Source organism: Microbacterium shimangi, from assembly GCF_043556445.1.
Lineage (GTDB): Bacteria > Actinomycetota > Actinomycetes > Actinomycetales > Microbacteriaceae > Microbacterium.
Genome location: NZ_JBIGII010000007.1, coordinates 1 through 13471, shown reverse-complemented (window position 1 = coordinate 13471; position 13471 = coordinate 1). Strand labels below are relative to the sequence as shown.

Genomic DNA, 13471 nt, shown 5'->3' with positions numbered 1-13471 from the left:
CCGAAAGGAACACCATGGACGACGGCCCCGCAGCATCCGTTCTCGAACCCTCCGTCCTGGAGCACTGGGTGGACGGGGCGCCGTGGGCAGGCTCATCCGAGCGCACCGGCGAGGTCTTCGATCCGGCGCGAGGAGTGGTGCAGAAGCACGTGCGGTTCGCCTCCGCAGAAGACGTCGCGGATGCTGTCGCCTCGGCCGCACGTGCGGCCGTCGCCTGGCGCGACTCGAGCATCTCGAAGCGGACGCAGGTGCTCTTCGCCTTTCGCGAGCTGGTGAATGCGCGGAAGGACGAGCTCGCCGCGATCCTGACGTCGGAGCACGGGAAGGTCACCTCCGACGCCCTCGGTGAGATCGCCCGGGGCCTGGAGGTCATCGAGTTCGCCTGCGGCGTGGGGACGCTCAACAAGGGGGCCTACTCCGAGAACGTCTCGACCGGCATCGACGTCTACACGCTGCGCCAGCCCCTCGGCGTGGTCGGCATCATCAGCCCGTTCAACTTTCCGGCGATGGTGCCGATGTGGTTCTTCCCGCTCGCTCTCGCCGCCGGAAACGCCGTGGTGCTCAAGCCCAGCGAGAAAGACCCGACCGCGGCGAACTGGATGGCCGAACGGTTGACGGAGGCGGGACTCCCCGACGGTGTCTTCTCGGTGGTCCACGGCGACAAGATCGCCGTCGACGCCCTCCTCGAGCACCCCGAGGTTCGGGCCATCTCGTTCGTCGGCTCGACGCCGATCGCCCGGTACGTCTACGAGACCGGTACGCGGCTCGGCAAGCGCGTCCAGGCGCTCGGCGGGGCGAAGAATCACATGCTCGTGCTCCCCGACGCCGACCTCGACCTCACCGCAGACGCCGCCGTCAACGCCGGATTCGGCTCGGCGGGCGAGCGCTGCATGGCCGTCTCAGTGGTGCTCGCGGTCGACTCGGTCGCCGACGCGCTCATCGAGCGGATCACCGAACGCATGGCGCGGCTCACGATCGGCGACGGCATGCGGGGCACCGACATGGGCCCGCTCATCACCGCCGTGCATCGCGACAAGGTCGCGTCGTACATCGACGTCGCCGCCGGTGACGGAGCCGACGTGGTCGTCGACGGGCGAGGCATCGCCGTCGACGGCGATGCCGCCGGCTTCTGGCTCGGCCCGACGCTGCTCGACCGGGTGCCCACGGCCTCGGCCGCGTACCGCGACGAGATCTTCGGCCCTGTGCTGTCGATCGTCCGGGTGAGCGGCTACGAGGAGGGCCTCGCGATCATCAACTCGGGCGCTTTCGGCAACGGCACCGCGATCTTCACCAACGACGGCGGCGCGGCCCGTCGCTTCCAGCACGAGGTGCAGGTGGGCATGATCGGCATCAACGTGCCGATCCCCGTGCCCGTGGCCTACCACTCGTTCGGCGGGTGGAAAGCGTCGCTGTTCGGTGATGCGAAGGCCTACGGAACCCACGGCTTCGATTTCTTCACGCAGGAGAAAGCGGTCACGTCGCGCTGGCTCGACCCCTCGCACGGGGGATTGAACCTCGGGTTTCCCCGACATGACTGACCCCCGAACGCACGGCCACGATTGGCGGCTGTGTCGCGCGTAGGGTAATGTCGTTCGAGGCCTCCGCACCGTTTCGTGTTGGAGGTCGCGCGCCCGTAGCTCAATGGATAGAGCATCTGACTACGGATCAGAAGGTTAGGGGTTCGAGTCCCTTCGGGCGCACACTGTGTTGAGACAGTGACTGCCCCGGTTCCGCGAAAGCGGGCCGGGGCTTTTTCTTGCCCTTGGGCACCGCGCGAGCGAGCCCCCTCGAGCCTCGCCCCTCCGCCGAGCGGAGGGCATCTGCCCGGGGGAGGGCAGAATACCGCCCGGAAGCCCTCCGCCCGCCGTATGCCCTCCGCTTGAGGGAGGGTTGGGCGGCGGGCTCGACGCCGGCAGTTCTCAACCTCTGCGAGCATGGCAGGGATGAGTTACGCCACCGTCGAGCAGATCACCGAGCACGGCTCGGCTCGTATCTCGCTGCGGATCGGCGCCCCGTTCACCGAACTGCGAGCTCGGATCGAAGCCGAGCTGCCCGAGATCGAGCCCTCAGATCTCGAGGCCGTCGCGAACGGCTCCGTGCCGTGGGACGACTTCCTCCGCGGCCTGTCGTGGGAAGCACCGCACGGATTCGTGCGGCTCCCGAATCTGGACCTCGGTCGGATGCTGCGCTTCGCCGGGCGGGAAGGCGGCGCGGTGGAGTACCTCGCGATGGACTGGGCGGCAGCGGGCCGTATCCACCGCCTGGAGCCGACAGCTTTGCTCTCCCTCCCGGCGCGCCTCCTGCTCGTCGAGCGCGACGCCGAGGTTCTGCTCTCGTTCGCGCAGCCGAGCGCGGAGCTGGCGAGCTTCGGCCTGAACAAGCTCGCACAGGCGGGGCGAGAACTCGACCGGCGCCTCGGCGACCTTCTCGAAGCGCTCGACATCGCCCGACCCTCGGTGCTGCGGCGCTGAGGTGCCGTCGGCCCTTCGACAAGCTCAGGGACCGGCTGGGCAGCTGTGAGCTCGGGGACCGGCTGGCTGGCCGGACTACGTGCCGCTGTCAGCCCGGGCCTGCTGGGCCTTCTTCTTCGCCTGCGACGCGAGACGCGCGAGGTCGATCATGCGGAGCGAATCCATGCGCGCCTTGCGCATGGTCTCGTACTCGGGGTCGGCGTCGGCGGTCATCGCCTCGACGTTGAGGCGGCGCGACAGGTTCGCCTCCACGTCGCCCCACGCGGCATCGCGGGCGCTCTCGAGGAGGGCGCTCACCCGTTCGGCGTCGCCGGCCCAGGCCCGCAGTTCGGCGGCCACGCCGAGGTACTGCTTGCGTCGACGACGCAGGTTGGCGGTGTCGCGGTCGCGGTAGTCGTGCGTTCCCGATGACGTCGAGAACTTTCCCCACGCCCCGCGGCGCAGACGCCTTGCCCGGTCGGCGGCGCGCTCCTGCTCGGCGGCGAGCGCACGCAGCGTCTCGCGGGTGACCTCGGCGAATGCCTCGGCGTCGAACTGTCCACCGTCCGCGATCGTGTCGACGAGAATCCGGTTGCGCACGATCAGCCGCGCGGCCGCCGCGGCGATCGAGACGCCCTCGGCGACAGCATCCGACGTCCTTCCCACGGCCCACCTCCTCCCCCGAGGCTAGCGCGACGGCGGGGCCGCTCAGACGGAGAGCTTCGTGACGATCGTCGAGATGCGCCGCTGGCGGGTCTCGGCCGTTTTCGCGCCCTCGACGTTCGTGACGTGGGCCTTGCGCTGGCTGGGGGCGAGGCCGTCGAAGGCCGCGCGCACCATGGCGGCATCGAGGGCCGCCGCCAGATCTTCCGGAACGTCGACGGTGCGCGGCGCCGTATCGAGCTCGAGATCGACGGTGATCGTCTCGCCGCCCTGAAGGCCGGTCGCGGCGCGCTTCTCGGACGAGAAGGGAATGAGATACCGCCCGCCCATGACGGCCATCGTGCTGCGGTAGGCGAACCCGTCGACCGAGACCGTGACGGCCGGGCGCTTGCCGCCGCCGAGCGCTTCGACCACCTGGGGCGGCACCTCGATCCCGGTGTTGTTGCCGCTCAAGAAAAGCGTCGTCTCGAAGCGCATGCGACGAGTGTGCCAGAGCCGCGGCTACAGCGTCGAGAGGTGCCGCGCAACCCCCGAGATGCCCCGTGTGATCCGGGCATAACTTCAACCTGAGAAAACGCCCAATCCGTTTTACCCCCGGAAACGAATCATTCGCAGATGCGGCACAGGTCGCATCCAGAACAAGGAGGTCCCTCATGGGCTCGTCACCGAACCGTATCGTCGCCACCATCTTCGGCGCTGTCTACCTTCTCGTCGGTCTGCTCGGCTTCGCCGTGACCGGTGGGGTGGGCTTCATCGCCACCGAGGGTGGCCTTCTCCTCGGCATCTTCGAGGTCAACCCGCTCCACAACATCGCGCACCTTCTGATCGGTGCGGCTCTCCTCATCGCCGGACTCGCGAACGTGCGTGCGGCCAAGGGCGTCAACACCGTCGTCGGCGCCGTCTACCTGCTGCTCGGACTCGTGGGCTTCTTCATCGGCTCGCCCGACAACGCGCTGAACATCCTCGCGCTGAACGTGCCGGACCACTTCCTGCACCTCGGCAGCGCGATCGTTCTGCTCGGCGTCGGCCTCGCCGCCGACAAGCACGTGCCCCGCACCGCTGCTGTCTGACCGGAAGAGATCTCTCACGTGACCATTCACGCGAACACCCCCACGGCCGTGACGGCGCCTCGCGTCGACACGGCCGTGGGTCGGTCCGGCTTCACCGGGTCGTGGCCCTCGGTCGCCGCCTGGGGTGCCGGCCTGATCCAGGTCGCTCTGGGCGCTGCCGCCATCGTCGGCGAAGGATCAGGCGTTCCGGCTCGCGCCGTCGGTATCGCTCTGGCGAGTCTCGGCCTCGCGTTCCTCGTCTGGGGCGGGGCCAATCTCGTCACGTCCCGGCTGGTCGCTGCCCCCCTGGCCCTGGCCGCGGCGATGGCCGGCGTCCTCGCGATGTTCGGCCTGCTCGCCCTCGCCCCCGCGCGCACCAGCATCTTCGCCGTCGCCGCGGGCACCCTTCTTCTCGTGGTCGTCGGCGCGACCTGTGCGATCGTCGTCCGCCGCGGCGCCGACAAGCCCCGCGATGTCGGAACGCTCCGCGGCATCCTCGGGATGCTGGTCGCCGCGGCCGTCATCGCCACGATCGTGACTCCGTCGCTCGGCGCGACGCAAGACGCCAAGCTTCTGCGCGACGACGGCACCGTGCCCGTCGTCACCCACGACGGGCACTGACCTCCCGGCTCTCGGGTCTCAGTCGATGGCGCGGATGCGCCACTGGGCGGCCGGATGCTGCGCGCCGGGCGCCACCTCGATCACACCGGTGTCGAACGGGTAAGACGCGTCGTTGAATGCGTCGGGCGCACAGGTCATCGGCTCGACGGCCAGTCCGACCCGGTAACCGGGCGATTGCGGGTCGCCGTCGACGTCGGCCGTGTGGATCTGCACCCACGGGCACGACGCGTCCCAGTCCATCGCGACGCCGCGGCCCTCGGCATCCGTCACCGTCACGGTCGCGAGTCCCTGCGGATCGCGCTCCAGCGACGTGAAGGCGTGGTCGATCTGCACCGCACCGAGAGGCCGGGCGCTGCGGAAGTCGAATCGGTCGGCATCGACGTCGACGGGCGACAACCGGGTCGGCGAAAGACGATCGGGGGTGACTTCCAGCACCTCGGCTGCCGGCAGCGTCAGCGTCAGCGCGTCGATCAGCTCCTCGCCCGCGACGAGATAAGGGTGCGGGCCGACTCCCCACGGGGCGGCCGTGGCCGATTCGTTGCGCGCGGTCACCGACTGGGTGAGGCCCTCGGACGACAGCGCGTACGTCGTCTCCACCGCAACCCGCCACGGGTAGCCGACCTGCGGTTCGATGGTCGCGGTCAGCGTCACGTGGCTCGAGCCCTTGTCGGTGACGCTGTAGTCGCTCCAGCCGAGGAGTCCGTGCAGTGCGTGTCCGCGCTCGGGCTCGGTCAGCGCGACCCGATATTCCTCGCCGCCGAAGACGTAGCGGCCGTCGACGATGCGGTTCGGCCACGGCGCCAGCGTGGCGCCGCGGAACCCCGGGCGCAGCTCGTCGGCGTCGAAAGGCACCACGAGATCGCGCCCGCGGTGGGTCAGCGAACGCAGCGACGCCCCCACGCTGGCGATGATCGCGTCGTACGCGCCGGCACGGAGGACGTGCTGCTCACCCGAAACCGGAGTGCGCGCCACGACTACAGCCCCTGAGCGAGGCGGTAGTAGGCCTGGTTCCAGCGCAACTCGCGCTGGAAGTCGCGGACCGTCGTGGAGTCGTCGATGACGACGAGCTCGGTCTTGGCGATCTCGGCGAAGTCACGGAAGACCTCGATTCCCACGGCGGTGGTCATGACCGTGTGGTGTGCGGCGCCCGCGGCGAGCCAGCAGCCGGCCGAGGTGGCGAAGTCGGGCTGCGGTACCCACACCGCACGACCGACGGGCAGGTTCGGCAGGTCGGGCGCCTCGACGTTCTCGACGACGTTCGCCACGAGCCGGAAGCGGTCGCGCATGTCGCTCATCGCCACCACGAGCGCGGGGCCGGGGTCGGCGGTGAAGACCAGACGCACCGGGTCTTCTTTGCCACCGATGCCGAGCGCGTGGATCTCGAGACGCGGCTTCGAGGTCGTCAGCGAGGGAGACACCTCGAGCATGTGGGCCCCCAGGATCCGCTCGGCACCGGGGACGAGGTCGTAGGTGTAGTCCTCCATGAGGCTCGCACCGCCGGGAAGGCCCGATCCCATCACGTTCGCGACGCGCACGAGGATGGCGGTCTTCCAGTCACCCTCGGCGCCGAAACCGTAGCCCTCGGCCATGAGCCGCTGCACGGCGAGACCCGGAAGCTGCTTCAGCGCGCCGAGGTCTTCGAACGAGGTCGTGAACGCACCGAAACCGCCCTCCTCGAGGAACGACCGCAGCCCGATCTCGATGGCCGCGCCGTCGCGGAGCGACTCGTGACGCTCGCCGCCCTTGCGCAACTCGGCGGCGACGTCGTACTGCTCTTCGTACAGAGCCACGAGGGCGTCGATGTCGGCGGCGGATGCGGCGGCGACAGCATCCGCGAGCTCGTTCACTCCCCACGTGTTCACCTGCACGCCGAAGCGCAGCTCAGCCTCGGTCTTGTCGCCCTCGGTGACGGCGACGTAGCGCATGTTGTCGCCGAAGCGCGCGAGCTTCAGCGTGCGGGAGGCGGCCCAGCCGGCGGCGGCGCGCTGCCAGTCCTCGACCTGCTGACGGACCACGGGGTTCGACACGTGGCCGACGACCGTCTTTCGGGCGATGCCGAGTCGCGTCTGGATGTAACCGAACTCGCGGTCGCCGTGCGCGGCCTGGTTCAGGTTCATGAAGTCGAAGTCGATGTCGGCCCAGGGCAGCTCGACGTTGGCCTGCGTGTGCAGATGAAGGAGCGGCTTCTGCAGCGCGTCGAGGCCGGCGATCCACATCTTCGCGGGGCTGAACGTATGCATCCACGCGATGACGCCGATGACGTCGTCGCGGCCGTTCACCTCGAGGGCGAGACGACGGATGCTGTCGGAATCCTTCAGCACCGGCTTCCAGACGACCTTGACCGGCAGCCCGCCGAGGCCTTCGGCCACGGCCTGCGACTGCTCGGCGACCTGGCGAAGAGTCTCGTCGCCGTAGAGGTTCTGGCTGCCGGTGACGAACCAGACCTCGTAGACGTCGAGGGAGGTGGACAGCGGAGTGCGGGTCATGGCGATCTCTTTCGGTGGGGAGTTCAGAGGGAGGCGACGGCGGCGCGCTCGACGGCGAGGCCGGCGGCGTAGCGGTCGAGGTAGGTGGCGAAGCCGACGACATCGGCGGGGTCGGGGGCGACCGTTTCGAAAGCCGCCGTGGCGAAGACGCGGTCGCGCAGGTACGCGTCGAGGGCGAGATCGTGAGAGTTCGAGGTGTAGGCGGCGAGCACCGCGATTCCCCACGCGCCCCCCTCGGAGGCCGTCTCGGCCACCGACACCGGGGCAGCCAGGGCTCCGGCGAGGAAGCGCTGGGCGACACCGGCGGTGCGGAACATGCCGCCGTGGGCGAACATGCGCTCCAGCATCACGCCCTCGGCGGCCAGCACCCGCATGCCGAGCGCGAGCGTGCCGAAAACCCCGTACAGCTGGGCCCGCATGAAGTTCGCGAGGTTCAACGTGCTGTCGGGGGTGCGGACGAAGAGCGGTCTCCCCTCGGAGAGACCGGCGATCGGCTCGCCCGCGAGGTGGTTGTAGGCGAGCAGGCCGCCCGCGTCGGGGGCACCGTCGAGCGCCTCGCGGAACAGTGCGTCGAAGACGGCGTCGGCGCCGAGAGGGGCTCCGGATGCTGCGGCGAAGCGCGTGAACATCGCCACCCACGCGGCGAGCTCGCTGGCCCCGTTGTTGCAGTGGACCATCGCGACCGGATCGCCCGCGGGCGTGGTGACGAGGTCGATCTCGTGGTGGAGGCTCTCGAGCGGCCGCTCGAGGACGACCATCGCGAAGATGCTCGTGCCCGCGCTGACGTTGCCGGTGCGCGGGGCGACCGAGCTCGTCGCGACCATTCCCGTTCCGGCATCGCCCTCGGGCGGGCAGAACACCGCACCCGGGCGCAGCGCGCCAGCCGGGTCGAGCAGCGCAGCACCCTCGGCGGTGAGTTCGCCGGCGGCTTCGCCCGCGCGCAGCACTTCGGGCAGGAGCCCCGCGACGCCGAGACCACCGTTCAGAGCGCTGCCGTCGACCAGACCGTCGAACTGCCGCAGCATCCGCTCGTCATAGGTCTTCGTCGCGGCGTCGATCGGGAACATTCCCGACGCATCGCCGACGCCCAGCACCCGGCGACCGGTGAGGCGCCCGTGCACGTAGCCGGCGAGGGTCGTGATGAAGCGCACCTCTGGCACGTGCGGTTCGTCGTCGAGCACGGCCTGGTAGAGGTGCGCGATCGACCAGCGGAGCGGGATGTTCACCCCGAACAGCTCGGTCAGCTCTGCCGCCGCGGGGCCGGTCGAGGTGTTCCGCCAGGTGCGGAAAGGAACCAGCAGCTCGCCTGTGCCGTCGAACGCGAGGTAACCGTGCATCATCGCCGAGACACCGATCGCGCCGACGGTGTCGAGCGCGACACCGTGGCGGCTCTGCACGTCGGCGACGAGGTCGGCATAGGCGGCCTGGAGGCCCGCCCATACCGTCTCGAGCGAGTACGTCCACACCCGGTCCTCGAATCGGTTCTCCCAATCGGAGCTGCCCACGGCGAGGACCACGGTGGGGTCGTCGGGGTCGATGAGGCAGGCCTTGATGCGGGTCGAGCCGAGTTCGATGCCCAGCACCGCCCGGCCGGCTGCGATCGCCGCGCTCATCGGCGGGCGTCCGAGTTCTGGCCGTACACGTTCTGGTAGCGGTTGTAGAGGCTGTCGATCTTGTCCTGCGGAATCGGGATGAGCGGTCCGGCCTCGCGCGCGATGTGCACCGAGCGTGCCGCGTCTTCGCACATGACCGCCGCCTTCACCGCGTCTTTCGCCGAGATGCCGATCGTGAACGGCCCGTGGTTCTGCATCAGCACCGCACGGCTGCGGTGATCACGGAGGGTCTCGACGATGCCCCGGCCGATCGAATCGTCGCCGATGATCGCGAAGGGGCCGATCGGGATGGGGCCGCCGAATTCGTCGGCCATGCCCGTGATCACGCACGGGATCTCTTCGCCACGCGCGGCCCACGCGACGGCGTAGGTGGAGTGGGTGTGCACGACTCCCCCTACGTCGGGCATGTTGCGGTAGACGTAGGCGTGGGCCGCGGTGTCGCTCGACGGGCTGCGGTCACTGCCCGAGCTGCCGGGCACGACGTTGCCGTCGAGGTCGCAGAGGATCATGTTCTCGGGCGTCAGGTCGTCGTAGGAGACCCCCGACGGCTTGATCACGAAGAGGTCGGCGCCCGGAACACGGCCCGAGACGTTGCCGCCGGTCCACACCACCAGGCCGTAGCGGACCAGCTCACCGTGGAGGCGGGCGACGTCGGCGCGCACCTGCGCAATCGCATCGTCGATTTCGGACCCCGCGTCGATAGATGTCATCGTCACTCTCTTTTTCTGGTCACGACGCGCTGCAGCAGCACGAAGATCAGCAAGATACCGCCGGTGATGATTGTCAACAGCTCGGGACGAACGGTACCGTCTCGCGTGATGAGCACGTTCATCAGGCCGAGCACGAGGGCTCCGACGACGGACCCGAGGACGAACCCGGCCCCGCCGGTGAGGAGCGTTCCGCCGATGACCGTGGCGGCGATGGCGTCGAGCTCCCAGCCGATGCCCGTGATGTTCTGGGCGATGCCCAGTCGAGACGTGTAGACGACCGCAGCGATTCCCGCGAGGGTTCCGCTGATCACGTACACCGTGACCTTCGTTCGCGCGGCCGGGAGGCCCATGAGCAACGTCGAGCTCTCCGAACCGCCGAGTGCATAGACCGTGCGTCCCGAACGGGTGCGGTGGAGGAAGAAGAACGCGACGAGAACCACCAGGATGGCGATGATGACGCCGGGGGTGATCACGAGGTCGTTGACCCTCGGACCGTCGACGATCTTGAACTGCGACCCGAACCACCGGATCGGAGAATCGTCACCGAGGCGCTCGGGGACGGTGCTCAGCAGCGACGCCAACCCGCGGGCAAGGAACATCATCGCCAGCGTCGCGATGAACGGCTGCACGTTGAAGTACTGGATCAGGATTCCCGACGCCAGTCCGAACAACGACCCCAGTGCGATCATGAGCACGATCACGAGGTAGGCGTTCCAGCCCGCGTTGGCGAGCATCACTCCCACCACGCTGGAGATCGCGATCACCGCGCCGACCGACAGGTCGATGCCACCGGTCAGGATGACGAAGGTCAACCCGACAGCGATGATGATGAGGTAGGCGTTGTTGATGAACAGGCTCGAGATCGTGTTGGCCTGCAGGATCTGCCCGTAGGAGATCTCGCCGAAGATGATCATTCCCACGAAGATCACGACTGCCGCGACCGTGGGGAGCGCCGACGGGTTGGCCCGGAAGAGCTTGCTGACGGAGCCCGCCACGCGTGTCATCCCGGTGGCAGAGTCGAGCGTCTGCGACGGGGGGGTCTCGACGCCGGTCATGCCGTCACCTTCTCTTTCGTCGGCTCGGCCGGTGGCTCTTGCGGCGAGAACTGTTGCGGTTTTCTTCTGCGGTACACGAACCAGGCGCGAACGCGCTCGGCCTGAATCAGACACAGGGCCACGATGACGATCGCCTTGAATGCGGGAGTCGCGGACGAAGAGATCCCCAGGAACACCACCGTCTTGTCGAGCGTGGAGATGAGGAGCGCGCCGACCACCGCGCCGCCCAGGTAGAACTTCCCCCCCATGAGCGATGTGCCGCCGATCACCACGGCGAGGATCGCGTCGAGCTCCAACTGGTACCCGGTGCGTGAGACGTCGACCGTCATCACGGTGCCGACCGACATGACCCCTGCCACTCCGGCGAGAAGGCCGCTGACCGTATAGACCGTCAGGAGCAGGCCCTTGGGCTTGATGCCCGTCATGCGGCTGGCGCGGGGATTGATGCCGATCGCCTCGATCATCAAGCCGAGCGCGCTGCGACGGACGACGAAGCCCACGACGAGCACGATCGCGATGGCGAACAGGAAGACCACGGGGAGGCCGATGACGTAGCCGTTCGCGATCCATCGGAACGGATCGCTCGAGGCCGCGGTGTTCTGCCCCGAGGTGATGACACGGGCGATTCCTCGACCGGCGAGCATCATGATGAGGGTGCTGATGAACGGTTGCAAGCCGATGTAGGCGACCAGGATGCCGTTGACCGCCCCCAGCACGGCGGCCACGATCAGGGCCAGTCCGAGGGCCGCCATGGCGACGCCGACCGATCCGCTGTCGCGCGTGGCGGACAGGAACTGCATCGAGACGGCGCCGGCGACGGCCATGACCGAGCCCACCGACAGATCGATGCCGCCGGTGGCGATCACGAGCGACATGCCGATGGCGATCATGATGATCGGTGCCGACGAGCGGAGGATGTCGATCACGTTGCCCACGAGGTTGCCGTTGGTGGGGTTCACCGAAATCGCGAGGTACGTGGGGTCTCGCAGGACGTTCAGGAGAAGCAGGACGAAGATCGCGACGATCCCCCAGAAGAAGGGGCGTCGGATGACGTCGCGAGCCCTGGTCCAGACGGTTGTCGGGGTGCTCACTTCACGTCCTCCTTCGGTGTACGCGGCGTTTCGGTCGCGGTGGCGGTGTCGACGACGGGGTTGTCCGCCGCGGCGTCTACGCCGTGGGCGGCGATGACGTCGACCACCATCTGGGCGGTCACATCGGGGCCGTTCACGATCTCGCCGATCTTCTTGTGGTCCTTGAGAACGATGATGCGCTCGCTCAAGCGCACCACCTCCTCGAGTTCGGAGGAGATGAAGACGACCGAGACGCCGGATGCGGCGAGCTCGGCGACGGCTTCTTGGATCTCGGCCTTCGCCCCGACGTCGATGCCGCGAGTCGGCTCGTCGAGGATCAACAGTTGGGGCTCGGTGGCGAGCCAGCGCCCCAGCAGAACCTTCTGCTGGTTTCCACCGGAGAGGTTCTTGATGAGGCGGTTCGGGTCGGCGGGGCGAACGTTGAGCGCCTTGATATAGCGGTCGACGATCTCGTCCTGCTCTTTGCGGGGCAGAGGGCGCGCCCAGCCGCGCTTCGCCTGCACCGCGAGGATCATGTTCTCCCGCACGGTCAAGTCGGCGATGATGCCCTCGTCGCGACGGTTCTCGGTCGAGAACGCGATGCGGTTGCGCAAGCCGTCTGCGGGAGACTTCAGGTCGACACGCGCGCCGTCGAGTGTCACCTGCCCCTGGTCGGATTTATCGGCTCCGTAGAGCAGTCGCGCGAGCTCTGTGCGGCCGGCACCGAGAAGCCCGGCGAACCCGACGACCTCACCGCGACGGATCTCGAGATCGATCGGATCTATGGATCCCCGCCGGCTCAGCCCGGTCACCTCGACCAAAGGCTTTTCGTCGGCCGAACGGTTCTCCGCGCCGCGGTTTCCGCCGAGGGACGACAGCGTGGCCAGGTCTTTGCCGATCATCTTCGAGATCAGAGCGTGGCGGTCCAGGTCACGCGTGAGATATTCGCCTTCGTACTTTCCGTTGCGAAGAACCGTCAGGCGGTCGCTGATCGCGTAGACCTGGTCGAGGAAGTGCGAGACGAAGAGGATCGCCATCCCCTGGTCGCGGAGACTGCGGATCACACGGAAGAGGTTCTCGACCTCGGCGGCGTCGAGGCTCGATGTCGGCTCGTCGAGGATCAGCACCTTGGCTTTGACCGCCATCGCCCGACTGATCGCGACGAGCTGCTGCACCGCGATCGACAGAGTCGACAGCGGAAGATGGGTGTCGAGGTCTTGCAGACCGAGCTGCGCGAGCGCAGCTGTCGCGGCGCGGTGCGTCGCGCGCCAGTTGATGCCGAAGATTCCGCGTACCTCGTGGCCCAGCATGACGTTCTCTCCGATGGAGAGGTTCGTCACGAGGTTGACCTCTTGATACACCGTCGATATTCCGGCGGCCTGCGCGTCGGCTGTTCCTTTGAGCTGCCGCTCCTGACCGGTTACGACGATGGATCCGCCATCGATCTTGTACACCCCGGTGAGGGCCTTGATCATCGTCGACTTGCCTGCACCGTTCTCACCCATGAGGGAATGCACTTCACCCGGGAAGAGACGGAGGTCGACGCCGTCGAGAGCCTTAACTCCCGGGAATTCGATCGAGATGTCGCGCATCTCCACGACGGGCAATGGTTCGGTCATGCAATCACAATCCTGTCCGACACCCCGCGCACGCGCGGTGTCTGCACGATCGAGCGGTGCGGGGTCCGTAGACGGACCCCGCACCGCCGATCGTCTAGGTGGAGATCAGTACTGACGGTCGGGCAACGCGGCTTC

Annotated in this window: 13 protein-coding genes and 1 tRNA gene; 5 read left to right on the top strand and 9 right to left on the bottom strand. The window is 68.1% G+C overall.

The annotated features are described in order from the left end of the window. Positions 1-14 precede the first annotated feature (14 nt). From ACFXQA_RS13560 to ACFXQA_RS13550, 3 genes are all read left to right on the top strand, one after another. Positions 15-1538: a CoA-acylating methylmalonate-semialdehyde dehydrogenase gene (locus ACFXQA_RS13560; protein WP_394520410.1), complete on the top strand. Its 1524-nt coding sequence runs from the start codon at positions 15-17 to the stop codon at positions 1536-1538. A gap of 89 nt (positions 1539-1627) precedes the next feature. Next, positions 1628-1700: transfer RNA gene (locus ACFXQA_RS13555), tRNA-Arg, on the top strand. Positions 1701-1943: 243 nt separating this feature from the next. After that, the gene (locus tag ACFXQA_RS13550) at positions 1944-2471 is read left to right on the top strand and encodes a hypothetical protein (RefSeq protein ID WP_394520409.1); all 528 of its coding nucleotides are present in this window, start codon (positions 1944-1946) and stop codon (positions 2469-2471) included. A gap of 75 nt (positions 2472-2546) precedes the next feature. On the opposite strand, the gene ACFXQA_RS13545 is transcribed toward ACFXQA_RS13550, so the two are convergent. After that, positions 2547-3116 carry an asparagine synthase gene (locus ACFXQA_RS13545; protein ID WP_394520408.1) on the bottom strand — a complete coding sequence of 190 codons (570 nt, stop codon included), beginning with the start codon at positions 3114-3116 and terminating at the stop codon, positions 2547-2549. Positions 3117-3158: 42 nt separating this feature from the next. Next, positions 3159-3590, bottom strand: a complete 432-nt coding sequence (locus ACFXQA_RS13540; RefSeq protein ID WP_394520407.1) for a YdeI/OmpD-associated family protein — start codon at positions 3588-3590, stop codon at positions 3159-3161. A gap of 176 nt (positions 3591-3766) precedes the next feature. Between ACFXQA_RS13540 and ACFXQA_RS13535 the strand changes: the two genes are divergently transcribed. After that, positions 3767-4183, top strand: coding sequence for a DUF4383 domain-containing protein (locus ACFXQA_RS13535; RefSeq protein WP_394520406.1), 417 nt, complete (start codon positions 3767-3769; stop codon positions 4181-4183). Positions 4184-4201: 18 nt separating this feature from the next. After that, positions 4202-4783, top strand: coding sequence for a hypothetical protein (locus tag ACFXQA_RS13530; protein WP_394520405.1), 582 nt, complete (start codon positions 4202-4204; stop codon positions 4781-4783). Positions 4784-4801: 18 nt separating this feature from the next. Here ACFXQA_RS13530 and ACFXQA_RS13525 read toward each other — a convergent pair whose 3' ends face one another. The 7 genes from ACFXQA_RS13525 to ACFXQA_RS13495 are packed head-to-tail and all read right to left on the bottom strand — an operon-like array spanning position 4802 to position 13336. Next, complete coding sequence (locus ACFXQA_RS13525) at positions 4802-5755, bottom strand: aldose 1-epimerase family protein (RefSeq protein WP_394520404.1); 954 nt, start codon at positions 5753-5755, stop codon at positions 4802-4804. 2 nt (positions 5756-5757) lie between these two features. Further along, complete coding sequence (gene araA / locus ACFXQA_RS13520) at positions 5758-7269, bottom strand: L-arabinose isomerase (protein WP_394520403.1); 1512 nt, start codon at positions 7267-7269, stop codon at positions 5758-5760. A gap of 23 nt (positions 7270-7292) precedes the next feature. After that, positions 7293-8882: a xylulokinase gene (locus ACFXQA_RS13515; RefSeq protein WP_394520402.1), complete on the bottom strand. Its 1590-nt coding sequence runs from the start codon at positions 8880-8882 to the stop codon at positions 7293-7295. Then, positions 8879-9592: an L-ribulose-5-phosphate 4-epimerase gene (locus ACFXQA_RS13510; protein WP_394520401.1), complete on the bottom strand. Its 714-nt coding sequence runs from the start codon at positions 9590-9592 to the stop codon at positions 8879-8881. The genes ACFXQA_RS13515 and ACFXQA_RS13510 overlap by 4 nt, the downstream gene beginning before the upstream one ends. Positions 9593-9594: 2 nt before the next feature. Beyond that, positions 9595-10596, bottom strand: coding sequence for an ABC transporter permease subunit (locus tag ACFXQA_RS13505; RefSeq protein ID WP_394520525.1), 1002 nt, complete (start codon positions 10594-10596; stop codon positions 9595-9597). 47 nt (positions 10597-10643) lie between these two features. Then, a complete protein-coding gene (locus ACFXQA_RS13500) occupies positions 10644-11738 on the bottom strand; it encodes an ABC transporter permease (protein ID WP_394520400.1) in 1095 nt (364 codons plus the stop codon). Next, positions 11735-13336: a sugar ABC transporter ATP-binding protein gene (locus ACFXQA_RS13495; protein WP_394520398.1), complete on the bottom strand. Its 1602-nt coding sequence runs from the start codon at positions 13334-13336 to the stop codon at positions 11735-11737. Before ACFXQA_RS13495 ends, ACFXQA_RS13500 begins: the two co-directional genes overlap by 4 nt. Positions 13337-13471 lie beyond the last annotated feature (135 nt).